Source organism: Citrobacter sp. RHB36-C18, assembly GCF_013814485.1.
In the GTDB taxonomy this organism is placed as follows: Bacteria; Pseudomonadota; Gammaproteobacteria; order Enterobacterales; family Enterobacteriaceae; genus Citrobacter; species Citrobacter braakii.
In genome coordinates this window covers 3,659,284-3,683,957 of record NZ_CP057125.1, presented here as the reverse complement: position 1 = coordinate 3,683,957, position 24,674 = coordinate 3,659,284, and the positions used below count along the sequence as shown (strand labels likewise).

The 24,674-nt window shown below is 50.4% G+C and carries 24 protein-coding genes; 13 read left to right on the top strand and 11 right to left on the bottom strand.

Annotation, left to right across the window (positions count from 1 at the left end):
• Nucleotides 1-36: 36 nt before the first annotated feature.
• The 7 genes from HVZ52_RS17660 to hemB all read right to left on the bottom strand — a co-directional run bounded on the left by HVZ52_RS17660 (nt 37) and on the right by hemB (nt 7,112).
• Complete coding sequence (locus HVZ52_RS17660) at nt 37-1,578, bottom strand: MASE1 domain-containing protein (RefSeq protein WP_181598535.1); 1,542 nt, start codon at nt 1,576-1,578, stop codon at nt 37-39.
• Nucleotides 1,578-2,207, bottom strand: coding sequence for a response regulator transcription factor (locus tag HVZ52_RS17655; protein ID WP_029139427.1), 630 nt, complete (start codon nt 2,205-2,207; stop codon nt 1,578-1,580). Before HVZ52_RS17655 ends, HVZ52_RS17660 begins: the two co-directional genes overlap by 1 nt.
• 229 nt (nt 2,208-2,436) lie before the next feature.
• Nucleotides 2,437-3,219, bottom strand: coding sequence for a YaiO family outer membrane beta-barrel protein (locus HVZ52_RS17650; protein ID WP_249417961.1), 783 nt, complete (start codon nt 3,217-3,219; stop codon nt 2,437-2,439).
• On the bottom strand, nt 3,216-3,845 hold the full coding sequence (locus HVZ52_RS17645) for an acetyltransferase (protein WP_181598533.1): 630 nt from the start codon (nt 3,843-3,845) through the stop codon (nt 3,216-3,218). Before HVZ52_RS17645 ends, HVZ52_RS17650 begins: the two co-directional genes overlap by 4 nt.
• The gene (locus HVZ52_RS17640) at nt 3,784-4,980 is read right to left on the bottom strand and encodes a glycosyltransferase family 2 protein (RefSeq protein ID WP_181598532.1); all 1,197 of its coding nucleotides are present in this window, start codon (nt 4,978-4,980) and stop codon (nt 3,784-3,786) included. Before HVZ52_RS17640 ends, HVZ52_RS17645 begins: the two co-directional genes overlap by 62 nt.
• A gap of 4 nt (nt 4,981-4,984) precedes the next feature.
• Nucleotides 4,985-5,626, bottom strand: a complete 642-nt coding sequence (locus HVZ52_RS17635; RefSeq protein ID WP_016151990.1) for a PIG-L deacetylase family protein — start codon at nt 5,624-5,626, stop codon at nt 4,985-4,987.
• A 511-nt stretch (nt 5,627-6,137) separates the two neighbouring features.
• Nucleotides 6,138-7,112 carry a porphobilinogen synthase gene (gene hemB, locus HVZ52_RS17630; RefSeq protein ID WP_075846783.1) on the bottom strand — a complete coding sequence of 325 codons (975 nt, stop codon included), beginning with the start codon at nt 7,110-7,112 and terminating at the stop codon, nt 6,138-6,140.
• Nucleotides 7,113-7,622: 510 nt separating this feature from the next.
• Between hemB and ehaB the strand changes: the two genes are divergently transcribed.
• Together ehaB and iprA are read left to right on the top strand one after the other, a co-directional pair.
• Complete coding sequence (gene ehaB / locus HVZ52_RS17625) at nt 7,623-10,547, top strand: autotransporter adhesin EhaB (RefSeq protein ID WP_181598531.1); 2,925 nt, start codon at nt 7,623-7,625, stop codon at nt 10,545-10,547.
• A gap of 90 nt (nt 10,548-10,637) precedes the next feature.
• Nucleotides 10,638-11,261, top strand: coding sequence for a hydrogen peroxide resistance inhibitor IprA (gene iprA, locus HVZ52_RS17620; protein ID WP_047357670.1), 624 nt, complete (start codon nt 10,638-10,640; stop codon nt 11,259-11,261).
• A 1-nt stretch (nt 11,262) separates the two neighbouring features.
• Here iprA and ampH read toward each other — a convergent pair whose 3' ends face one another.
• Nucleotides 11,263-12,420, bottom strand: a complete 1,158-nt coding sequence (ampH, locus tag HVZ52_RS17615; RefSeq protein ID WP_016151995.1) for a D-alanyl-D-alanine-carboxypeptidase/endopeptidase AmpH — start codon at nt 12,418-12,420, stop codon at nt 11,263-11,265.
• Nucleotides 12,421-12,803: 383 nt separating this feature from the next.
• Between ampH and sbmA the strand changes: the two genes are divergently transcribed.
• Together sbmA and HVZ52_RS17605 are read left to right on the top strand one after the other, a co-directional pair.
• Nucleotides 12,804-14,024 (top strand): peptide antibiotic transporter SbmA, encoded by a 1,221-nt coding sequence (sbmA, locus tag HVZ52_RS17610; RefSeq protein WP_016155831.1) that lies wholly within the window; start codon nt 12,804-12,806, stop codon nt 14,022-14,024.
• A gap of 16 nt (nt 14,025-14,040) precedes the next feature.
• Complete coding sequence (locus HVZ52_RS17605) at nt 14,041-15,144, top strand: DUF1615 domain-containing protein (RefSeq protein ID WP_047497835.1); 1,104 nt, start codon at nt 14,041-14,043, stop codon at nt 15,142-15,144.
• Here HVZ52_RS17605 and HVZ52_RS17600 read toward each other — a convergent pair.
• Complete coding sequence (locus HVZ52_RS17600) at nt 15,129-15,452, bottom strand: DUF2755 family protein (RefSeq protein WP_016151998.1); 324 nt, start codon at nt 15,450-15,452, stop codon at nt 15,129-15,131. The genes HVZ52_RS17605 and HVZ52_RS17600 overlap by 16 nt on opposite strands.
• A 263-nt stretch (nt 15,453-15,715) precedes the next feature.
• On the opposite strand from HVZ52_RS17600, the gene HVZ52_RS17595 reads away from it, so the two are divergent.
• Entirely contained in the window at nt 15,716-15,937 is a 222-nt protein-coding gene (locus HVZ52_RS17595; protein ID WP_019076140.1) for a DUF2754 domain-containing protein, read from the top strand.
• 25 nt (nt 15,938-15,962) lie between these two features.
• Here HVZ52_RS17595 and ddlA read toward each other — a convergent pair whose 3' ends face one another.
• Nucleotides 15,963-17,057 (bottom strand): D-alanine--D-alanine ligase, encoded by a 1,095-nt coding sequence (gene ddlA / locus HVZ52_RS17590; protein WP_047416933.1) that lies wholly within the window; start codon nt 17,055-17,057, stop codon nt 15,963-15,965.
• 301 nt (nt 17,058-17,358) lie between these two features.
• Between ddlA and HVZ52_RS17585 the strand changes: the two genes are divergently transcribed.
• The 5 genes from HVZ52_RS17585 to adrA all read left to right on the top strand — a co-directional run bounded on the left by HVZ52_RS17585 (nt 17,359) and on the right by adrA (nt 22,192).
• Nucleotides 17,359-18,555, top strand: a complete 1,197-nt coding sequence (locus HVZ52_RS17585; protein ID WP_181598530.1) for a multidrug efflux MFS transporter — start codon at nt 17,359-17,361, stop codon at nt 18,553-18,555.
• A gap of 249 nt (nt 18,556-18,804) precedes the next feature.
• Nucleotides 18,805-19,047, top strand: a complete 243-nt coding sequence (locus HVZ52_RS17580) for a sigma-S stabilization anti-adapter protein IraP (RefSeq protein ID WP_016152002.1) — start codon at nt 18,805-18,807, stop codon at nt 19,045-19,047.
• Between the two features lie 104 nt (nt 19,048-19,151).
• Nucleotides 19,152-20,567: an alkaline phosphatase gene (gene phoA / locus HVZ52_RS17575; RefSeq protein WP_019076143.1), complete on the top strand. Its 1,416-nt coding sequence runs from the start codon at nt 19,152-19,154 to the stop codon at nt 20,565-20,567.
• 97 nt (nt 20,568-20,664) lie between these two features.
• Nucleotides 20,665-20,985 (top strand): phosphate starvation-inducible protein PsiF, encoded by a 321-nt coding sequence (psiF, locus tag HVZ52_RS17570; RefSeq protein WP_003830956.1) that lies wholly within the window; start codon nt 20,665-20,667, stop codon nt 20,983-20,985.
• A gap of 91 nt (nt 20,986-21,076) precedes the next feature.
• Nucleotides 21,077-22,192 (top strand): diguanylate cyclase AdrA, encoded by a 1,116-nt coding sequence (gene adrA, locus HVZ52_RS17565; RefSeq protein ID WP_181599303.1) that lies wholly within the window; start codon nt 21,077-21,079, stop codon nt 22,190-22,192.
• Between the two features lie 17 nt (nt 22,193-22,209).
• On the opposite strand, the gene proC is transcribed toward adrA, so the two are convergent.
• Complete coding sequence (proC, locus tag HVZ52_RS17560) at nt 22,210-23,019, bottom strand: pyrroline-5-carboxylate reductase (RefSeq protein WP_016152005.1); 810 nt, start codon at nt 23,017-23,019, stop codon at nt 22,210-22,212.
• A 148-nt stretch (nt 23,020-23,167) separates the two neighbouring features.
• On the opposite strand from proC, the gene HVZ52_RS17555 reads away from it, so the two are divergent.
• The 3 genes from HVZ52_RS17555 (at nt 23,168) to yaiA (ending at nt 24,572) form a co-directional block, all read left to right on the top strand.
• Nucleotides 23,168-23,623: a YaiI/YqxD family protein gene (locus tag HVZ52_RS17555; RefSeq protein ID WP_016155837.1), complete on the top strand. Its 456-nt coding sequence runs from the start codon at nt 23,168-23,170 to the stop codon at nt 23,621-23,623.
• A gap of 185 nt (nt 23,624-23,808) precedes the next feature.
• Nucleotides 23,809-24,354: a shikimate kinase AroL gene (gene aroL / locus HVZ52_RS17550; RefSeq protein ID WP_046275381.1), complete on the top strand. Its 546-nt coding sequence runs from the start codon at nt 23,809-23,811 to the stop codon at nt 24,352-24,354.
• A 26-nt stretch (nt 24,355-24,380) separates the two neighbouring features.
• Entirely contained in the window at nt 24,381-24,572 is a 192-nt protein-coding gene (gene yaiA, locus HVZ52_RS17545) for a protein YaiA (RefSeq protein ID WP_016155839.1), read from the top strand.
• Nucleotides 24,573-24,674 lie beyond the last annotated feature (102 nt).

The window sequence follows — 24,674 nt, the reverse complement described above, 5'->3', positions numbered from 1 at the left end:
GAGATAAAGTCCGCAGTGACTAAGACTTTTTCCTGGTTAACGGCTGATTTGTTGCAAATTTGTGGGCAGGTTAACAATTACCCGCGTGCCGTTGTTCGATTCGAGCGTCAGTTCGCCGCCAAGGGCGCTGACCCGCTCACGCATCCCCTGGATACCGAACCCGGGGATTTTCTCCGCGAGAATACCTACGCCGTTGTCAGCGACGTGCAGAAACACGCGGTGTTCCTGCTGGTGCAGCGTAATCGACACTTCGCTGGCGTCGGCATGTTTACAGACGTTATTGAGCAACTCCTGCAGCAGGCGATACAGTGTGAAACGCACCGTTTCATTTTCTGGCGTATTTTCAAGCTGATAGTCAAACCAACAGCGAATGCCGCGTTCGGCAAAGGCAAATTCATTCACCAGATGATGCAGTGCATCTTTAAAGGCCAGTTCATCGAGCGCGGGCGGTCGCAGCTGGCGCAACAGTTGGCGGGTGGAGCGGTGAATGCGCCGGGCAAGGTCGTTGATCTGATTTGCCGCTTCAAGCGTTTGCTCGCGACCCGGCGCGCGCTTGACCAGTTGCGACTGAATTTGAATGGCGGTGATGTTCTGACCAATTTCGTCGTGTAGCTCCCGCGCCAGGCTTTTGCGCGTATTTTCCTCGGTGCGGATCAGTTGTTCGGTCAGCGCGCGTCGCGCTGCCAGTTCGGCTTCCAGACGCTGGCGATAATGGTGCAGGTTTTGCGCCAGATGCTGCTGGCGGCTGATAGCGATCCCGAGCCCTATGCCCAGCAGCGCCTGGGTGGCGAGGAAAATCTCCAGCTCCAGTAAATTGCTGAACCCGACGCCGATTTGCCGGGCGATGGTGATCATCATACTGCCGAGCAGTCCGGACAACACGCCGCCCTGCCAGCCAAATTTCCACGCCATCACCACGTTTGGTAAGAACACCACGATTAGCAGCAGGCGCTCGATCTCCGGTGACAGCACCATCTGGGTACCTATGCCGATAATGAAAAACAGACTGCACCAGATGATAAGCGAGGTACGCAGGGGGGGATTGGTGGTATCCAGTCCGAGCAAATGATAGCGGTGCTGCTGGCGCAGAAATTCATAGATCAGATAGACAAACGGCGTCAGCAGCACGCCGCCGGTAAACGACGCCAGGCCAATTAACGTTGCCGGGCTTTGGATAAACGGTGAAAGCAGGAGGGTATTGAGCAATGACGTGATCGTCACCGCGGCCAGCAGCAACGTTAAGCGCTGCCAGTAAAGGGGGAAGCGGTGCCAGTATGACTGGCCGATACTCGCCGGGATCAGGCTAATCAACGGCGCAACCAGCAGGATATAGCCATTCACTAATTGCTCGCTGTGCAGCCAGAACAGCATCAGCACCGGCGGCAGTACCAGCGCGGGCCAGTAACGGCGAGAAAGCAGGATTAGCAGGGCGAGATAGACGCCGTGCGGCAGGAATAGCGCTGACTGCTGGCCGTTGTGGGTCAGGTAAAACCCCAGCGTCCACAGCATCAACCAGCCCGATCCCCAGGCCAGCAGAATAAACAGAGAAATAACCCAATGACGAAGGCTGCGTGACATTAATGCCCCGTCAGCAACTGGTGGTCGAGTGCAAAATGCACCAGATCGATGGTGCTGTGGCATTGCAGTTTGCCCAGCACGTTCGCACGATGAACGTGCACTGTTTTATGGCTGAGGTCGAGCTTGAAGGCGATCTCTTTTACGCTGTCGCCTTTGACCAGCAGATCAAACACTTCGCGCTCGCGCGGGGTCAATACCTCCAGTACCTGCGCGGGCTGTTCGCCGCCGCGTAGCGCCCGCAGCGCGTCGGCGCACAGGTAATGCCCGCCCATACCAACCGAACGTACCGCCTGCACCAGTTCCTCTGGCCCGCAGCGTTTGGTCAGATAACCGCTGGCACCGGCATCCAGTGCGCTTTGCACAAACGTGGGTGAGTCATAGATGCTGAGAATAATGGCGCGAAAACCGGGCTTCTGCGCCCGCAGTCGTTTTAACAGGCTCAGGCCATTTTCATCCGGCATGGCGATATCCATCACCGCAACGTTGACGTCATCATGCAGTAATGCAGGCCACGCCTGTGCCGCGCTGCTGTACTGGCCAGCAACGTTGAGATCGTCTTCGAGACTGAGTAATTGCGCAAAGCCGGAACGCACCACCACATGGTCATCCACCAGCACAACATGAATCATGATCTTGCTCTCTTGCCTGACAATGGCATCTATGATGCCTGCCAGCGCCGCGCTGGCAATCCCCGTGGCGCGGATATGTAACGAATGTAACAAAATCGCAATAATTTGCCGGGTGTTGTAGGACGGATAAGCGTTGCGTATCCGGCATTGATTGATGGATGGTGGCGTGAGGGCTGAGAGAATGGCTATTTCATTGGTGGTTGATTCTCCCCTATCGAGGGGGAGAGATTTAAAACTGCCAGGTGAGATCGGCGAGAATTTGCTGGCTGTGATAGCTCTCAACCGGCGTGTCATACCATTGTTTGCCGAGGGCAAGACCGAGAGTTAATTGCTCGGTCAGCGGCTGATTGCGACGCAGGCTGATGCTTTTTAACGTTCCTTTTTTGGTGTCCGGTGACCAGTCATAGGTATAGGCTCCCGTTCCGCGGCTTACCCAGAGCTGCGTATTGCCTTTACCGTTCAGGTCGTTCAGGCGCAGTGAAACGATGTGGCTATAGCTTCCCCCAGCATCTTCAGTATCGTAATGCGTATAACGCCATGAGGTGATAAACGGTCCGGTATACAGAGATATTCCGCCTGAAAAAGCATTGACGTCCGTATCGTCAAAGTAGTTGGCATAGCGATAACCAAAGGTAAATACGGTTTTAGGCAGAACTTTTACGCTGATATCCTGCTGAGCATCGCGTCTGGCAAAAACGGGGGTGTTTTCGGCAATTGCCAGACCCGTTTTTGTTGATAACCACTGATTCCAGTTATACCAAACGGTCGCGCGGCCACGTAACGCGTTCCATGATTCACCGTTGTCGTAATCGCGTCTGCCTTCGGAAATATTGAAAACCGCGGCACCATCGTCAATCTGCGTCTTTAATTCGCTGAACATGACGTTACGGGTGCCATGCCCTGCCGAATAATCAGTAAAGTCGTATCCGGCTGTCAGCTTCAGGTCGGTTGCTTCAGCCGGGAGAGAAGCCGTGCTGAGTATCAACGATACAAATAAAGTCCTTTTCATTATTCTTCACCTACGAGACAGGAGATCTCTTGTTTGAGGATATATTTACCTTTTGGCAGGTTTTGCTCGATGGTTATCCGTGGGCCAATTGTGCTTTCAGCTGCGATATATCGGCCTGGTAAAATAATGACCTGAACACCAAGCCGCGCACCGGGACCGATATAACACCCTAATTTTTCGCAGCCTGTATCAATGTCTTCATCGTCCAGCCTGACATGCACGGTTTTACCATCGAGGCGATGATTGCTGGTTCTTACCTGCGCGCCCAGGTAAGCGCCTTTGCCAATAACCGAGTCAGAAATAAAGCATTGGGGACCGATGGTGGTCGTCGATTCCAATACTGCGTTTTTGATTTCGGTGCCATAGCCAATACGTACTTGATTGCCAATTAAGCAACCAGGTCGAATAAAGGCGTAATTACCAATAATGCAATCGGCCCCAATTACGACAGGCCCCTGAATAACTGCACCATGACAAATTTTACTGCCAGCACCGATCGTCACCGCTCCCGCGCTTTCATCAATAACAACGCCAGGTGCAATGGATACTGACTTATTATTCTGTTCGCTAAGATTTAGATAGTTCTTCACCACCGCGGGTAGTTGTGGGGGGGTTATTGTTTGGCGCATCCACCACCGCGGTATAGCGTGTGGGTTTGTCACGTAGGGGTTCACGTCCAGTAAAAAAGGCAATAAGTCCATATACAATCCAAATTAAATAAGCCAGAAGTACGTAAAAAACAGAAAAAGGCGCAAGGAAAATAAGTTTCCAGCATCGGTGATACCAGGCACTAAATGCTCCAATTGAGCAAACCACTCCAACCCAAATAATGGGAAACAAGGAAAGCACAATCGCATGTGGGCCGATAGTGAGCGTGATGTGTTGCCATGTAATGAGATAGATTGCTACGCCATACAACACGACCAGCACCATTGGGAGTATGCTGAAGATGCCGAATCTGCTGAGGATGAGTGATTTATGCAGACGCATGCAAACGGCATAGCCCACGATCCAGCGCCGCCATCGTTTCCATTCATCGCCCAAGGTATTGCACTCCTGAGGATAAACAATGCAGCGGTTTGCCTGACGGATACAATAACCATTCGCGACCAGGGTCCAGGTCAAATCGAGATCCTCCACCTTGGTACGATCGGAAAAACCAAATTTGCGCAGCACATCAGTACGAAACATGCCGCAGGCTCCGCTAATAATAAAAGGTGCACCGCCGAGCAACTGCTGTAATGTCCGCTTCATGACGATCATCGGAAGTTTTACCGTTGCACGGATATGTGGCAGCAATCCAGCACCAGGGAGATGTGTTGAGGGGATTCCACCAACGGCATCGGCGCCATTTTCTATTTCTGCTAACATGAATCCCATACCGTCACCATCAGGAGGGACATAGGTGTCAGCATCGCTTAAAAAAACCTGCTCACAGGTAGCATAGTTTAATCCATTCATTAAGGCGCCACCTTTCCCGGTATTCTTTTGCGTCACGGTAATCAGGCGTTCTCCCCATTTTTCTTTCACTTTATGCATAATGATTTCGGTATCATCAGTGGAACCATCGTTTACACATATGACTCGATGAAAATAGGGATTTAATAACAAGTTTTCCAGCGATTGTGCCAGGCAAGCACCTTCGTTATAGGCCGGAATAATGGCGTCAATACTGTCGTTACGTAAACTAGGTTTTCGTTTTAAGGTTGTGAGGAACCAAAGTAATATACATAGGCTCATCATAATAAAAAATATTGTTTTCATATAATTAGAGAATCATTTTGTGAACAACAAAACCTTCAGATAATTCACATCCGGCCTGTTGCCCTCGGAATTGAGCTACGGTACGCAGACGTTCTGTACGCATATAATCACGTTGCTGCTGGCTTTGGTGAAATGAAAGCGCACGAAGTTTTTGAATGAAACAGTTTTCACTGACCTTTTCAAAAACTTGGGGAATAAACGTCAGCCAGGTACTGGGGGTTTCATAACCGAGAACTTGGGGAATATTTCGGCAGGCAACGATAGAAGCCTTATGTACCGCGCGATGATCCTGATGCCGGTCAGAATCATGCATAGTATAAGTTCGCACGATGTTGATTTGTTCGGGAATGTGATTTGTGATGACGTCTTCAAGTGATTTGATCATCGTATCAACAAAGTACGGTGTGCGTGTGTCCTCAAAATGAAAATGAAAAATCTGATGGCAGCCTAATGATGTTAATGCCGATTGAGATTCTGCGTGTCGGTCGGCTTTTAAAGCGCATCCTTCAGCCCCTGCGGTCATGACGACGGCAGTAACGTGATAGCCTTCTTTTATTAAGCGGGATAACGAGGCACCACATCCGAGTTCAATATCGTCCGGATGCGCACCGATTGCTAATATCCCTTTTTGGTATGATGTAACCATGAGCAAATCCTTCACATTTCTATGAGAGTGTTATCTGGGTGTTCAATGAATATAAACACAATATCTGTTTTGCAGATATTTTAAGCTCTTGTTGGAAAGACAGGATGGATTAGTGTTTGCCGTAATAAAGATATTACAGTGTGTAATTTGATTAGTCAAAAAATAATATTTATTGAAAGTTAGGATGTTTTTTCTTAATCAATAAGAAAAATGAATGCATTAATTTTTTTACTGGTTTGATTTTTCTGAATGATTGATTTTTTGTAATTAGATAATGAAGTTATTAAATTGTACTGTAACTATACCTTCAAACAGAAGAATGGAATACATATGTCATTTTGGTATTCTTTTACGAATAATTGATATTGATTGTAATGATGAATTTCAGAGGGGATATTACTTTCAGAATGAATCATAAACAGCAAGACGCTGAGCGCTGGTACTCGTTAGAATCTTTAGGCTGGCGATAAAAGGCCGGATGGTTTACGCCACCCGGCATGGAACAATAAAGTTAGCGCAGGATTTTTTTCTCAGCCAGATCCAGTGCGAAGTAGCTGAAGATCAGATCCGCGCCAGCGCGTTTGATCGAGCCTAAGCTTTCCAGCACCACTTTCTCTTCATCTATGGCACCCGCGAGGGCTGCAAACTTGATCATCGCGTATTCACCGCTGACCTGATAAGCGCCAATCGGCAGCTCGGTGCGCTCGCGGATATCGCGCAGAATATCGAGGTATGCGCCAGCCGGTTTGACCATCAGGCAGTCTGCGCCCTGGGCTTCATCCAGCAGCGATTCGCGGATCGCTTCCCGACGGTTCATCGGGTTCATCTGATAGGTTTTACGATCGCCCTTCAGCGCAGTACCTGCGGCTTCACGGAATGGGCCATAGAAAGAAGAGGCAAATTTGGTGGAGTAGGACATGATCGCGGTATCGGTAAAGCCCGCGGCATCCAGCGCCTGGCGAATCGCCTGCACCTGGCCGTCCATTGCGGCGGAAGGGGCGATGAAATCTGCGCCCGCAGCGGCGGCAACGACCGCCTGTTTGCCGAGATTGGCAAGGGTTAAATCGTTATCAACGCCGTGCTCGCATAATACGCCGCAGTGACCGTGCGAGGTGTATTCACAGAAGCAGGTGTCGGACATGACGATCATCTCCGGTACGGCCTGCTTACAGATACGCGACATGCGCGCCACCAGACCGTCTTCTTTCCAGGCGTCGCTGCCGGTGTCATCGGTGTGATGAGAAATGCCGAATGTCATGACCGAGCGGATGCCTGCATTAGCAATGCGTTCAATTTCGCGCGCCAGATGCTTCTCTGGAATGCGCATCACGCCGGGCATGGCCTCGATAGCTTTGTAATCGTCGAGTTCTTCTTCAACAAAGATCGGCAACACCAGGTCATTTAAGCTGAGTGTTGTCTCTTCAAACATAGCGCGCAGCGCAGGTGATTTGCGCAGGCGGCGAGGGCGTTGGATTAGGTCTGTCATGGTATGCCTGATGTTTGTGGAATCGAAGGCCGTAGTATACCCGAACCTGAGGGTGGGTGGTTTACGAAAGTTAGCGTTATATCTGGATTTTCCATCGTGGAAGGCTGAATCATTAGAGCAATTTATTCACATTTATGGCAAGTTATTTATATTTATTATTTTGCTTGTTTCTGTTTTTATTATTTTAAATATCGATGCGTTTATTTGTGTAGGGCTGGTGATAATTTCTCTTTATTTATTGTTTATTTGTTTGGGTGTGTGGTGAGTTATTTGTTAATTATATGGTTTAGAGATGTGTTGTGCGGTATTTCATTGAAAGAATGAGTTTTTTTGTTTTTTGTGTCAGAGGTGAGGATATTCGTAGTGTTGTCCGGTTTCGGACGACTAGCAAAGAATAATTGAACCTTTACTTTGTGAAACCGCATAATCGTCCCCGCGAAACATAAAATGTTTTCTTTGCATTGATAATTGATGGATCAACTATATTACGTCCCTGAGGAGGGATGACAAATGCACACTTGGAAAAAGAAACTAGTAGTCTCACAATTAGCATTAGCCTGTACTTTGGCAATCACTTCTCAGGCGAATGCTTCTACTGATATTTCTGGAACCACATACACAACGTTCACCCATTATAATGACGCATCACATGTTGATGACGTTTACTTCGATGGATATGTCGGTTGGAACAATTACGGCACTGATAGTATTTATAATGGTGATATTTATCCGGTAATCAATAACGCTACTGTCAACGGCGTTATTTCTACTTATTATCTGGATGATGGACTGTCAACTAACGGCAATTATAACAGCCTGACGATTAAAAACAGTACCATTCACGGAATGGTGACATCCGAATGTATGACCACGGATTGTACTAACCGTACGGGTACCGACTATTACTACGACCGTCTGGCAATGAACGTCATCAATTCCACTATCGATGACAACTACGAACATTATACCTACAACGGTACCTATAATGACGTGGCTGATACGCACGTTGTCGACGTTTATAACCTGGGCACGGCTATCACTCTGGATCAAGAAGTTGATCTGTCTATCTCCAACAACTCTCACGTCGCGGGTATTACCCTGACTCAGGGTTATGAGTGGGAAGATATTGACGATAATACCGTCATCACCGGCGTAAACAGCGGCGAAGTGTTTAACAACACTATCGCTGTTACCGACTCTACCCTGACCTCAGGTTCCTGGTCTGATGAAGGAAGATCCGGCTGGTTTGGTAACACCAGCAATGCGAGCGACTACAACGGTAACGGTTGGAATGCGAATGATATCGCATTGGCGGTTATTGCTAATCCCAATGCAGATAACGCGATGCAGACCACCGCCACGTTTGATAACGCTACGCTGATGGGCGATGTGCTGTTCTCCAGCAACTTTGATGAGAACTTCTTCCCGAACGGTGCTGATACTTACCGTGATACCGATGCTGATCTGGATACCAACGGCTGGGATGGTACTGACCGTCTGGATCTGACCCTGAACCACGGCAGCAAGTGGGTTGGTGCGGCAATGTCCGTCCATCAGGTTGACGTTGATGGTGATGGCGTTTACGAAAGCTATGCTGAGGGCACTGAAGCCACTCCTACGCTGATTGATATCGCTGCCAACAGCCTGTGGCCTTCTTCAACCTACGGTATCGATAGCGACACATCCTCTTATGACGAAAATGGTCATGTGGTTGGCAATACCGTTTATCAGAGCGGTCTGTTCAACGTGACGCTGAACGGCGCTTCCCAGTGGGATACCACCAAAACTTCTCTGATTGACACTTTGAGCATCAACAGCGGTTCCGTTGTCAACGTGGGTGATTCTGCGCTGGTTTCTGACTCCATCACTCTGACCGGTGCTTCTGCACTGAACATCAATGAAGATGGTCGTGTTGCGACTAATACGCTGTCTATTGACAACAGTACCGTAACGATTGCTGATGATGTCTCTGCTGGCTGGAATGTGCTTAATGCCGCGCTGTATGCCAATACCATTAACGTCACCAACAACGGCGTTCTGGATGTGGGCAACAGCACCGGGAACGCGCTGCAGGTTGATACCCTGAATCTGACCAGCTACACCGACGCTTACAACCATGTTAATGCGGGTGTTTTCGACATCAACAGCGCTAACTATGTGTTGAATGCTGACCTGACCAACGATCGTACCAACGATACGCGCCAGGCTAACTACGGTTATGGCGTGATCGCGATGAACTCTGATGGTCATCTGACTATCAACGGTAACGGCGATTCCGACACCTCAGGCGATCAGTCTGAAGTTGATAACTACGGTGATCACGTAGCAGCGGCAACCGGTAACTATAAAGTTCGCATCGATAACGCCACTGGCGCAGGTTCTGTTACCGATTACAAGGGTAACGAGCTGATCTACGTTAACGACAAGAACAGCACCGCAACCTTCTCTGCAGCCAACAAAGCAGACCTGGGTGCTTACACCTATCAGGCTCAGCAGCAGGGTAACACCGTTGTTCTGCAGCAGATGGAGCTGACCGACTACGCGAACATGGCGCTGAGTATTCCGTCTGCCAACACCAATATCTGGAACCTGGAGCAAGACACCGTTGGTACTCGTCTGACTAACGCGCGTCATGGTCTGGTAGATAACGGTGGTGCATGGGTGAGCTACTTCGGCGGCAGCTTCGATGCGGATAACGGCAACATTAACTATGATCAGGATGTTAACGGCATCATGGTCGGTGTTGATTCCAAAATCGATGGTAACAACGCTAAGTGGATTGTCGGTGCTGCGGCAGGCTTCGCGAAAGGTGACATGAGTGATCGTACCGGTCAGGTAGATCAGGATAGCCAGACTGCCTATTTCTACTCTTCTGCTCGTTTTGCGAACAACATCTTTGTTGACAGTAACTTAAGCTACTCCCACTTCAACAACGATCTGTCTGCCAGCATGAGCAACGGTCAGTATGTTGATGGCAGCACCTCTTCTGATGCCTGGGGCTTCGGCTTGAAACTGGGTTATGACCTGAAGCTGGGTGAAGCAGGTTACGTAACCCCTTACGGTAGCGTATCCGGTCTGTTCCAGTCTGGTGATGGCTATAAGCTGAGCAACGACATGAAAGTTGACGGTCAGTCTTATGACAGCATGCGTTATGAACTTGGTGTAGATGCGGGTTATACCTTCGCCTACAGCGATGACCAGGCGCTGACCCCGTACTTAAAACTGGCCTACGTTTACGACGACTCTAACAACGATTCTGATGTAAACGGTGATTCTATCGACAACGGCGTAGAAGGTTCTGCGGTACGCGTTGGGCTGGGTACTCAGTTCAGCTTCACCAAGAACTTCAGCGCGTACACCGATGCTAATTACCTCGGTGGCGGTGATGTCGATCAAGACTGGTCTGCAAACGTTGGTGTTAAATATACCTGGTAACAACTTTCTTGCAGAGAAATAAAAGGTAATTTTATTTAGAAATAATGCCCGTCACGCATTTGACGGGCATTTCTTGCAAGGAATTCGCACATGCTATCTTCAAATAAACCTCTTCTTGAGTTTGGTAAGCTTGATAAATGTTTAGCGAAATATGGTAAGCACTTTGAGTGTGATAACGACAAAGAAATAATTTTTTCCAGCGATATTAATAGTGACGAAACTTTTGTTATTTTAAGTGGTGTTGTTTCCTTACGTAGAGGGGAAAGCGTGCTGGTCGGGATTGCACAGGCGCCTTTTATTATGGGCCTTTCTGATGGTGTGATGAAAACAGATGTACAATACAGATTAATAACCGAAAATAATTGTACGGGATACCACCTGCCTGCTTCGCAAACGATAAATATAATTGAACAATGCCAGCTTTGGCGTGAAGCCTTTTGCTGGTTAGCATGGCAAAATTCCATGTTTGAGTTGCGCGATCTGCAGCTGATCGGCAATAACTCCTACGATCAGATCCGCGCGACGCTGATATCCATGATGAAATGGGACGACGTACTGCGTTCGCGTATCGGCGTCATGAACTATATTCACCAACGCACACGAATTTCACGCTCAGTTGTCGCTGAGGTTCTCGCGGCATTGCGTAAAGGTGGTTACATTGAAATGAATAAAGGCAAACTGGTGAGCATTAACCGTTTGCCTTTTGAGTATTAAGTCAGGATGCAGGAATAACCTGCGGTTTGTTCCCGCTCAACTCTGCAACCAGATCGTTGATACCGTCGCTCATATTGGTAAATCGGGTTAGCGGAGAACGGGTTACCACGATAAATGCCCCGACGTTTTGCTGTGGGATCATCGCCATATAGGTAATGAAGCCGCCGCCGCCACCGGTTTTTTGAATAATTCCTGGTCGCCCATTCTTCGGCGCCATATAGACCCAGCCCAAACCCAGCGCATCGGCTCTACCCGGAACATCCATCCCTATCACTTTGGTTAACTGCGTCCGCTGATAAATCAGCGTCTGCATACGGTCGGCCTGCTGGCTACGATGGTAAAAATCAGATGAGAGATACTGCTGCATCCAGCGCATCATATCACCGGGCGTTGAATAAACACCACCGCTACCCATTGCCGCCAGGGTATTGTTGCAAGGACTGGCACCTTTTTCCGCGACCATCAGGCGTCTGCATTGATCGGGGGATGGGGTAAAGGTGGTGTCTTTCATCCCCAGCGGACGAGTAATTTTTTCTTCAAACAGCTGCGGATAAGGCTTTCCGGATGCGGTTCCCAGCGCATCGGCCAGCAGGTCAAACGCCAGGTTGGAATAAGAAGCCTGCGAACCCGGTGCGGCTTTAAGCGTGGCGGTTGAGAGATAGCTCCAGCGCTGTTCACGGGTTGGCCAGACAAACACCGGGCGCTTCGCCGCGCCGCCAGGCTGTTCGCGCGGCAGCGCGCTGGTATGCGTCGCCAGATTCACCAGCGTAATCGGCGTGCCCTGATAAGTCGGCACGCGCGCGCCAGGCGGCGCATATTTGCTCAATGGATCGTTGAGTTTAACCGTACCCTGATCGAGTAATTTCACCAGCATTTCGCTGGTCATTAATTTAGTAATAGAGGCAATTCGAATAACGGAATCCAGCTGTGGATGAACGTTATTGCCAGGGCGTGTTTCGCCGAAGCTGCGAAATACGCGCTGGTTACCATCAATCACCACGAGCGCCATCCCCGTAGCACCGCTGCCGTAAAATATATGGTCGGCATAACGATCGACGATATCAGAGGCGAAGACCGGATCGGTTATAGGCTGTGCCGCCTGGACAGATGTCAATGACGCCGCACACAGCGCGGCAGAAAAAAGCAGACTACGTTTCAACGGTGGTGTCCATGAGTTAGAGAAAGTGAAAAAGGATGTCGTGCGTATGCGTATTTATACTACTCATCGGCGTATTGCAAAGCGCTTATCAGCCAATGATAGTGTGAAAAACGTAACGATGAGTAAACGCGAGCGTTTCCCGGATTACGGATGTTCGCTTTTGTGATCTCACGCTGTGATAATCTGCACTTGCTGGAACGTTGTCGAGTGTGAAAATCACAGAAACAATTCTTCATACCCGGGTGCGAACTAAGTGCCGCGGTTTTGGTCACACTTGTCGGTTTCAGCTTGTGTTTTTGGGCGTAAGCCGTCTGGCCGCCGCACTCCACGGTGGCAAATACACAGCAGTCGTCATAACGATAAGAAGTTAGCAGGAGAGCACTATGTTTAAGTCTTTTTTCCCAAAGCCGGGGCCGTTCTTTATTTCGGCATTTATTTGGGCACTGGTCGCCGTTGTATTCTGGCAAGGAGGTGGGGGAGCCTGGGTTGCACATATTACCGGCGCGTCGGGAGACGTACCGATTAGCGCGGCCCGATTCTGGTCACTGGATTACCTGATTTTTTATGCGTATTACATTCTTTGTGTTGGTGTGTTCGCGCTGTTCTGGTTTATCTACAGCCCGCACCGCTGGCAGTACTGGTCCATACTGGGCACGTCGCTGATTATTTTCGTGACCTGGTTTCTGGTTGAAGTTGGCGTCGCCGTCAACGCCTGGTATGCGCCATTCTATGATCTGATTCAATCCGCGTTGAGTGCGCCGCATAAGGTGAAGATTGAGCAGTTCTATCATGAAGTAGGCATCTTTCTTGGCATTGCGCTGATTGCCGTGGTCATTGGGGTGATGAACAACTTCTTCGTCAGCCACTATGTATTCCGCTGGCGTACCGCAATGAACGAACACTATATGGCGCACTGGCAGCATCTGCGTCATATCGAAGGCGCGGCGCAGCGTGTGCAGGAAGATACCATGCGTTTTGCCTCCACGCTTGAAGATATGGGGGTCAGCTTTATCAATGCGATTATGACGCTGATTGCCTTCTTACCTGTACTGGTCACACTCTCAGCCCATGTGCCGGACCTGCCAATTGTTGGACATGTTCCTTATGGCCTGGTGATTGCCGCGATTGTCTGGTCGTTGATGGGAACCGGCTTGCTGGCGGTAGTCGGCATCAAACTTCCGGGGCTGGAGTTTAAAAACCAGCGCGTGGAAGCGGCCTACCGTAAAGAACTGGTTTACGGTGAAGATGACGCTAATCGTGCGACCCCGCCGACGGTGCGTGAACTGTTCCATGCGGTGCGCCAGAACTACTTCCGCCTCTATTTTCACTATATGTACTTCAATATCGCCCGCATTCTATACCTGCAGGTTGATAACGTTTTCGGCTTGTTCCTGCTGTTCCCGTCGATTGTTGCCGGTACGATTACGCTCGGCCTGATGACGCAAATCACCAACGTGTTTGGCCAGGTGCGAGGCTCGTTCCAGTATTTGATTAACTCCTGGACAACGTTAGTAGAACTGATGTCTATTTATAAGCGTCTGCGCAGCTTTGAACGTGAGCTTGATGGTCAGGATATTCAGGAAGTTACCCATACGCTTAGTTAATAAAAAAGGAGATGTTATGTCGACGGTTTCCCGTCTTTACCCCTTGTCCGGTCTGGCCGCTCTGGTGCTGGTGGGATGTAGTAGCCAACCCGCGCAGCCGCTAAAAAAAGGGGAGAAAGCCGTCGATGTGGCGAGCGTGGTGCGCCAGAAAATGCCCGCCAGCGTGAAAGACCGGGACGCATGGGCGCAGGATTTAGCGAAGACGTTTGAAAGCCAGAAGCTGGCGCCGACGGTTGAAAATATCTGTTCGGTGCTGGCGGTCGCGCAACAGGAGTCAAACTATCAGGCGGATCCGGCCGTTCCAAACTTAAGTAAAATCGCCTGGAAAGAGATCGACCGGCGCGCCGAGCGTATGCATATCCCGCAGTTTGTGGTGCATACCGCACTGAAGATTAACTCGCCAACGGGGAAAAGCTACAGCGAGCGTCTGGATACGGTGAAAACGGAAAAACAGCTTAGCGCCATTTTTGATGATTTTATCAATATGGTACCGATGGGGCAGACGCTGTTTGGTTCGCTTAATCCGGTACATACCGGTGGGCCAATGCAGGTCAGTATCGCGTTTGCCGAGCAGCACGCCGACGGGTATCCGTGGAAAATGGCGGGAACAGTACGTCAGGAAGTGTTCAGCCGCCGCGGTGGGCTGTGGTTCGGTACGTATCATCTGCTTAACTACCCGGCGAATTACAGCGCGCCAATCTTCCGTTTCGCCGATTTCAATGCGGGATGGTATGCCAGCCGTAATGCGGCTTTCCAGAATGCGGTCAGTAAAGCCAGCGGAGTGAAGCTGGCGATGGATGGTGATTTGATTCTCTACGGCAGCAGCGAGCCGGGCAAAACCGAGCTGGCGGTACGTAAACTGGCCGGAAAGCTGGGGATGAGCGAGAGTGAGATCCACCGCCAACTGCAAAAAGGTGACAGCCTGGCCTTTGAGGATACCGCGCTGTACGAGAAGGTCTATAAGCTAGCGGAAGCGAAGAGCGGGAAAGCGCTACCCCGTGAAATGCTGCCAGGCATTCAGCTGGAAAGCCCGAAGATTACACGTAATCTGACTACCGCGTGGTTTGCGAAACGCGTGGACGATCGTCGGGCGAAATGTATGGGTCAGTCATCGTTATGATGACGGCGGCGCCAGCGCACGAATGCCGCGATGGCGCCAAGAATCAGACTTCCGGCAAGGAAAGGGACCAGCCCAAAAAGGGTACCGACGCCTAAGCCAATTTCAACTCGTGGGCGTCCTGTCTCTTGCATTTGCAACTGCATCAGTTGTTCATAGATGCCGGGAGCGTGGGCCAACAGATTTAAAACCTGCGCGCCTGCCCAAAAGCAAAACAGCACAAATACGGCATACGCAATGTTGCCGGGCAGGGAGGAGGTATCCCGATGCTTGCCCTTAAACAGGGATTTTGAGAGCGTAAAATCAGCCATAAAGACCTCCGGAAATAACCTGCTTTTTTGACGTGATGCCTGGAACTGACAGTGAGTCTGACAGGTGATCGGCAATGTCAATATCAGAATGATGGTAATTTCAGGTAGAGATTATTCCTGGATCTCGGTTTTTTGCTGATTGTCACAATTACGTAACCTTAAGTGAAATCAAGTTACATTTCAGAAATTCCGCACAGGCCACAGACGTCTATGAGGAAATGTGCGAGGATGCGCTTTCACGTTGTATTTCCACCGGAGCTGTTATGAACCTGCCTGTTAAAATCCGCCGAGACTGGCACTACTATGCCTTCGCTATTGGGCTTATCTTTATTCTGAACGGTGTGGTCGGCTTACTGGGTTTTGAAGCGCAGGGATGGCAGACCTATGCGGTGGGGTTGGTAACGTGGGTGATTAGCTTTTGGCTGGCCGGATTAATTATCCGTCGCCGCGTGGAAGATGAAGAAGAAGCAAAGGATGCCCAATAGCTATCGATCAGGCATCCAGGCGGGTTTACATACTGGTTTTCAACGCGCTATCCGCCGCATGACGTTCCAGCGCCAGTTCGATCAGGCGAGTGATCAAATCGGTATAGCCTAAGCCGCTCGCCTGCCACAATTTTGGATACATGCTGATGTTGGTAAAGCCCGGCAGCGTGTTGATCTCATTGATCACAACATCGTTCTCTGCGGTTAAGAAAACGTCCACGCGCGCCATACCGGCGCAGCCCAGCGCCTGATAAGCCTGAATAGCAATGTCGCGGATCTTATCGTTAACTTCCGGTGCGATCGCTGCCGGAACAACCACTTTGGCACCGTTATCGTCAATGTATTTGGTGTCGTAAGCGTAAAAATCACTGTTCAGCACGATCTCGCCACAGGTACTGGCCTGCGGTTGATCGTTGCCCAGCACCGCGCATTCGATCTCGCGGCCCTTAATCCCTTGTTCCACCACGACTTTATGGTCGAATTCAAATGCCAGCGCGACGGCCTGATTGTATTGCGCTTCGCTGGTCACTTTACTGACGCCAACGGACGAGCCCTGGTTGGCTGGTTTCACAAACAGCGGCAGGCCAAGGCGGGATTCCACCTCGGCAAAGCTGATGCGGTTGCGATTAGCGCGAGTGAGCGTAATAAATGGCGCGATGTTTAATCCGGCATCGCGCAGTAGACGTTTGGTCACGTCTTTATCCATACATGCCGCAGAACCCAGGACATCAGAACCGACGAACGGCAGATTCGCCACGCGCAGCATACCCTGCAGAGAGCCATCTTCACCCAACGTGCCGTGTACGATCGGGAAAATAACATCGACCGTTGGCAGTGGCTGACCGTTTTGCGCATCGATCAACTGGTGCTCTTGTTTACCCGGGACCTGAGCCAGGCTGGTCGCGGAAGGACGCAGCGCAATATGCGCTGGATCATCTGAATTGAGCAGATAGTTACTGGCATCGCTAATGTGCCATTGCCCTTGCTTATCAATACCTAACAGCACAACGTCAAAGCGAGTCTTGTCGATGGCATCGACAATATTTTTTGCCGATTGCAATGACACTTCATGTTCCGCTGATTTACCACCAAATACGATTCCTACCCGCAACTTTGCCATCTTAAAAACCCATTCCATGAATGCAAAGCACATACATTACCACGACAAAACGCAGGTTTCCTCGGCTTCTGGCAGATTGTTTTGGTGGGCAACAGAGGAACAGATAAGCGCAAACGCGCAGAACGGACGCGGAGCATAAACCCCTGCTGATATTGTGGGGTTGATGTGAGGTATATCACAAATATGATGAGCGGGAAGATAAAATCCTAAACTGTGATATATCGCACCTGTGGACCCTTATTTGGCTAAGTAATTTGTTAAGCTGCTCGCAGTTTTCAGCTACTTATCGTTATGAGTCCCTATGGAATCCTGGAGAGTCAACCTCATTTCCGTATGGTTCGGTTGCTTTTTCACCGGCCTGGCAATCAGCCAAATCCTGCCTTTTTTACCGCTCTATATCTCCCAACTGGGGGTAAGCTCCCATGAAGCACTCTCAATGTGGTCTGGCTTAACGTTTAGCGTCACCTTCCTGATTTCAGCCATCGTCTCTCCGATGTGGGGGAGTTTAGCCGACCGTAAAGGACGCAAGCTGATGCTGCTGCGGGCCTCTTTGGGTATGGCGATTGCGATTTTACTGCAGGCCTTTGCCACTAACGTCTGGCAGCTTTTTCTGCTGCGTGGGATCATGGGGTTAACGTCTGGCTATATTCCCAATGCGATGGCGCTGGTAGCCTCACAGGTTCCGCGCGAACGCAGCGGGTGGGCGCTGAGTACGCTCTCGACGGCGCAAATTAGCGGCGTTATTGGCGGACCGCTGATGGGGGGCTTTATTGCCGACCACGTTGGCTTACGGGCGGTATTCTGTATTACCGCGGCTTTGCTGGTAGTGAGTTTTCTGGTCACGCTGTTCTTTATCAAAGAAGGTGTGCGCCCGACAATCAAAAAAAGCGAACGCCTGAGCGGGAAGGCCGTCTTTGCCTCGCTGCCTTATCCGGCGCTGGTGATCAGCCTGTTTTTTACTACGATGGTGATCCAGTTATGTAACGGCTCAATTGGGCCGATTCTGGCGCTGTTTATTAAATCAATGGTCCCAGACAGTTCTAATATTGCCTTTCTCAGCGGGCTGATTGCTTCGGTTCCGGGCATCTCGGCGCTGATTTCTGCGCCCCGGCTAGGTAAATTAGGCGATCGTATTGGGACCGAGCGGATTTTAATGGCGACGTTAATCTTCTCCGTCGTTTTGTTTTTCGCCATGTCATGGGTCACTACGCCGTTGCAGTTGGGGATCTTACGTTTTCTGCTCGGCTTTGCCGACGGCGCGATGTTGCCCGCGGTGCAGACGCTGCTGGTGAAATACTCCAGCGACCAGATAACCGGGCGCATTTTTGGTTATAACCAGTCATTTATGTACCTCGGCAACGTAGCCGGGCCATTAATGGGAGCAACGGTTTCGGCAATGGCGGGCTTTCGCTGGGTGTTTATTGCCACGGCGTGCATTGTGCTAATCAACATCTGGCAACTGGCTATCGCGTTGCGACGTCGGCGCTGCGCACGCTGAGTACCTGATTAACAACGCTGCCCGCAAGCGTTGTTAATCCATCATTATGCATTTATATATCCAGGTGATTATTAATCCCCTTACCCTTTTATATGGAATAATTCTGCGCTAAGACTCCTTCCCCCTTATTTTGTGTTGTGATTGTTTTCGCAAAACGTTTTATTTCTTATGAAAATACAACTTTCATCCTCTAGGCAGTTGTGAGTCTTAATGATAACGTGGCCTATATTTGGTTAAGGGAATACGTAAATGAAAAATCTCGTTACTGAGTTGTTACTTAAGCTCGCCCAAAAAGAAGAAGAGTCGCAAGAACTGACGGCGCAGGTTGAAACGCTGGAGCAGGTAATCATCGAAATGCTGCGCAATATGACGTGTAACGATCGGCAAATATTTATTCGCCAAATTGAGGGGGCTTTGGCTGGAGAAGGCCGTATGCCTGCATTTCTGACCAACGTTCATAACGCTGGCGAGAGTGTGCCAAAAGCGTTTTGAGTAATCCGTGGTGCGTCATCCACAAATTATCATAAAAGTGTCACATCAAATACTTATAGTCGCTTTGTTTTAATTTTACCGTATTTATACATGGAGAAAATAAAGTGAAACAAAGCGCACTCGCTATTGCCCTGTTACCTTTGCTGTTTACCCCGGTTATTAATGCAGAAACCTCTGCCATAGCGGTTATGGATAATCGTGCCGCTCAGGGTGATATCACCACGCCGGGCGGCGCCCGCCGATTGTCTGCCGATCAAACGGCGGCTCTGCGCGAATCTCTGAGCGATAAACCTGCCAAAAATATTATTTTATTGATTGGCGATGGGATGGGTGACTCAGAAATAACGGCCGCGCGAAATTATGCCGAAGGCGCAGGCGGCTTTTTTAAAGGAATTGATGCTTTACCGTTGACCGGACAATACACGCACTATGCGTTGGATAAGAAAACGGGTAAACCCGATTATGTGACGGATTCTGCGGCATCCGCGACGGCGTGGACCACCGGTGTGAAAACCTATAATGGTGCGCTGGGCGTTGATATCCATGAAAAAGATCACGCCACAATTCTTGAAATGGCAAAAGCGGCGGGGCTGGCAACGGGTAACGTTTCTACCGCTGAATTGCAGGATGCTACCCCGGCGGCGCTGGTTGCCCATGTGACTTCGCGTAAGTGCTATGGCCCAGGCGTGACACGTGAAAAATGCCCAACCAATGCGCTGGAAAAAGGCGGTAAAGGGTCAATCACCGAACAATTACTGAATGCCCGGGCTGACGTTACGCTGGGCGGCGGGGCCAAAACGTTTGCGGAAACCGCTGCGGCAGGCGAGTGGCAGGGTAAAACGTTGCGTGAACAAGCCCTGGCCCGCGGTTATCAGATGGTGAGTGATACCGCGACGCTGGCGGCGATTACCGAAGCTAATCAGGATAAACCGCTGCTGGGCCTGTTCTCTGATGGCAATATGCCCGTGCGCTGGGAAGGTCCGAAAGCGTCTTATCATGGCAATCTGGATAAGCCGGTTGTGACCTGTACGCCAAATCCAAAGCGTGACGACAGCGTGCCAACGCTGGCGCAGATGACGGATAAAGCGATTGAGTTGTTAAGCAAAAATGAGAAAGGTTTCTTCCTGCAAGTGGAAGGGGCGTCAATCGATAAACAGGACCACGCCGCCAACCCGTGCGGACAGATTGGTGAAACGGTCGATCTGGACGAAGCGGTACAGCGCGCGCTTGCCTTTGCGAAGAAAGATGGCAACACCCTGGTGGTGGTAACCGCTGACCACGCACATGCCAGCCAGATTGTCGCGCCGGATACCAAAGCACCAGGCCTGACCCAGGCGCTGAACACCAAAGATGGCGCGGTTATGGTCATCAGCTACGGCAACTCTGAAGAGGAATCTCAGGAGCACACCGGCAGCCAACTGCGAATTGCAGCCTATGGCCCGCATGCGGCGAATGTGGTCGGCCTGACCGATCAAACCGACCTGTTTTACACCATGAAAGCGGCGTTAGGACTGAAATAACCCGACGCCCGGCGGCAATACTTTTGCCGCCGGGTGGTATTTTTATCGTTAGCAGCCAAACTTACCTGTGTGTTGTCGTTCAGAAAAGAAGGATGCTATGAAAATTACATTATTAATGACGCTGCTTTTTGGTCTGATTTTTTTAACTACCGTCGGTGCTGCCGAGAAGACTTTAACCCCGCAACAACAGCGTATGACCACCTGCAATCAGCAGGCAACGGCGCAGACCTTAAAAGGGGATGCGCGTAAGACATATATGAGTGATTGCCTGAAAAACAGTAAATCTGCGCCGGAGGAAAAGAGCCTGACGCCGCAGCAGCAAAAAATGCGTGAATGTAACGTTAAGGCGACGGAGCAGTCTCTGAAAGGTGATGATCGTAATAAATTTATGAGCGCTTGCCTGAAGAAATCTGCGTAGCACTTACGGGTGAGCAGGTAAAATCGCTCACCCGAAATATCATACTTCCGCCACCAGACCCCTTCCTATAATTTGGGAAATTTGTTTCAGAATATTCCCAAATACAATGAATGATGAAAACTTTTATCAAAAGAAGGTCGTCCCGAATGAAGCATTTTTATCGCTTCATCAAAATGACCACCAACGTTCCGGTCTGCGATTCGCCCGACGAATCAGGCTGCCGCGAGCGGTGGGATTGGGGGGAATGTTTTTCCCTATCGCGTCGGTATTAGTTGCTCAGCCCATTACCGGTGGCTGGTGGCTATTACTGGTGGGATGGGCGTTTGTCTGGCCGCATTTGGCCTGGCAGTTGGCCAGCAAAGCCGACGATCCTCTGCATAGCGAATTTACCAACTTAAAAGCCGATGCCATTCTTGCCGGTATGTGGATAGGGATTATGGGCGTAAACCTGTTGCCATCCACGGCGCTGCTGATGATTATCTGCATCAACCTGATGGGCGCAGGCGGGATGCGAATATTCATCGCAGGCGCCGTTTTGATGATGGTTTCATGCCTGGTGACGTTACAGTTAACCGATATCTCCGCCGCTTTTAGCAGTACTCAACTTAGCGTGCTATTGACGCTGCCGGTGCTGGTGATTTATCCGCTGCTGTTTGCCTGGGTCAGCTACCAGACGGTCATCAAGCTGGCGGAACATAAACGCCGTTTACAGGTGATGAGTACGCGAGATGGCATGACTGGGGTGTACAACCGCCGCCATTGGGAACTGTTACTGCGTAATGAATTTGATAATTGCCGCCGCTACCAGCGTGACGCCACGTTACTGATTATCGATATCGACCATTTTAAGAGCATCAATGATACCTGGGGTCATGACGTTGGGGACCAGGCGATTGTCGCGCTGACCCGCCAGTTGCAGATGACCTTACGCGGTAGCGACGTGATCGGGCGCTTTGGCGGTGATGAGTTTGCGGTGATTATGTGCGGCACGCCGGCAACCAGCGCGATTGCGGCGATGTCTCGCGTTCACGAACGACTTGGCCAACTGCGTTTATCCTGCGCGCCGCAGGTTGCTCTGCGGATCAGCGTGGGCGTTGCGCCGCTGACCGCAGAAACCGAGCATTATCGAGAATGGTTAAAGTCGGCGGATATGGCGCTCTACAAAGCAAAGAATTCCGGACGTAACCGCACTGAGGCGGCGGCCTGACGTCCGGCGGTGTTAACTCAGGAGCGGCTGAGTTTTTCCGACTGCTCCATGCACTTAATCATCGCTTCAATCACTGATGAACGAAAACCTCGTTCTTCCAGGACGCGTACCGCTTCAATGGTGGTTCCACCAGGCGAGCACACCATATCCTTCAGTTCTCCGGGATGTTTACCCGTATCCAGCACCATCTTCGCCGAACCCATTACTGCCTGCGCCGCGAATTTATAAGCTTGCGCGCGAGGCATGCCACCCTGCACGGCGGCGTCCGCCATCGCTTCAATAAACATAAACACATAAGCCGGGGCTGAACCACTGACGCCAACGACCGGATGAATCATTGCCTCCGCAATGACTTCCGCTTCGCCAAAGCAGCGGAAGATATTCAGCACGTCGGCGGTGTCTTCTGGCGTGACTAAGGCGTTCGGTGTGACGGAAGTCATTCCGGCATTCACCAGTGACGGCGTGTTTGGCATCGCGCGAATGATTTTACGGTCATGGCCTAGCGCGCGGGCGAGCTGATCGAGGGTGACGCCAGCGGCAATCGAGACGACCAGGGAGTCTTTGTTCAGGCTGGAGGTAATTTCGCTCAGCACTTTAATCATGATGCCTGGTTTTACGGCCCCAAAAACGATGTCAGCGATTTGCGCGACCTCTTGCGCAGACTGCGCCGCATTAATACCGTACTGGTCGTGCAATGCAGCGACTTTATCGGGGGAAGGGGTGTAGACCCAGATTTGTCCGGGGAGAACCTGGCCGCTGGCGATCATGCCGCCAAGTATCGCTTTGCCCATATTACCGCAGCCGATAAAACCGATTTTCTTGTCCATTTTGTCACTCCCTATGCGTGATATTCATTGTTTTACCTGGGAAAGCTAAGCTTAGCGCGGATTGAATACGTGCAGAAGGATAAACAGCACTTTGCCTGCAAGTAAAAGCACGCGACAATGTGCAACTGCACATCAGTGGGGAGAAATTATGACAATATGGGTGGATGCCGATGCGTGTCCGAATGTGATTAAAGATATTTTGTACCGCGCTTCTGAGCGCATGCAGATGCCGCTTATTTTGGTAGCCAACCAAAGTTTGCGCGTCCCGTCTTCGCGGTTTATCCGCACATTACGTGTTCCCGCCGGGTTTGACGTGGCGGATAACGAGATTGTACGTCAGTGTAGTGCCGGTGATTTAGTGATAACAGCGGATATCCCGCTGGCGGCAGAAGTCATTGAAAAAGGTGCGGCGGCGCTTAATCCGCGCGGTGAACGTTATACCGAAGCCACGATCCGTGAGCGTCTGATGATGCGTGATTTTATGGATACGCTACGCGCCAGCGGTATTCAGACCGGCGGGCCGGACAGCCTTTCACCACGAGACAGGCAGCATTTTGCTGCTGAGCTTGATAAGTGGTGGCTGGAAGTACAGCGCAGAAAATAAAACGTGTAATTTATTATTTACACTTTATTCATGGTGAATTCTTGTTATAGTAGGAGTTAATAGGTATCTCTACCCTGTATGTAATTTTTTCTTTACGTTTTGGCGATGTACTAGTTTGGTGATATGATTATATCTTTAACCGCATCAGATCCCGCTCGCTCGCGGCTCCCTGGGGAATTTCTGTAATGACGCAACCTCTTTATCTTGTCGGCCCCCGGGGGTGTGGTAAGACAACTACCGGTATGGCGCTGGCGAAGGCTATCGATTTCCAGTTTGTCGATACCGATCGCTGGTTGCAATCGCACGTGCAGATGACCGTGGCGGAGATCGTCGAAAGGGAAGGATGGGAAGGGTTTCGTGCCCAGGAGACGAGCGCTCTGCAGGCCGTCACAGCCCCAGCAACGGTTGTTGCGACCGGCGGCGGCATCATTCTTACCGAATTTAATCGTCATTACATGCGCAGCCACGGCGTGGTTATCTATTTAAGCGCACCGGTACCAGTACTGGTTGATCGTCTGGAGGCCACGCCTGAAGAGGGATTGCGCCCAACCTTAACCGGTAAGCCGTTGACTGAAGAGGTGCAGGAAGTGCTCGCCCAGCGCGATGTTCTGTACCGTGAAGCTGCGCACTACATCGTTGATGCCACCCATAAACCTGCGCAGGTGGTGGAAGACATTCTTGAGATACTGGCGCAGGCAGCGCCACGGTTACAGGGCGGTGTCTATACTTAATGTTCATCCAGTGAAAAGGAAGAACTATGCCGACAAAACCACCTTACCCACGTCAAGCGAACATTGTTACGGTTGAAAAGGGGACGCCAGGCCAGACGGTAACCTGGTATCAACTTCGAGCCGATCACCCTAAACCGAATACGTTGATCAGTGAGCATCCTTCTGCGCAGGAAGCCATGGATGCCAAAAAACGCTACGAAGACCCCGATAAAACCTGATATTAAGCACCGTCCTGGCACGAGTCTGAAAAGTGCCACGACGGGCGTTCATCACATTTTCTTAAATTTCGCCGTATACCGTTAAAATTGAAAATTAAGCAA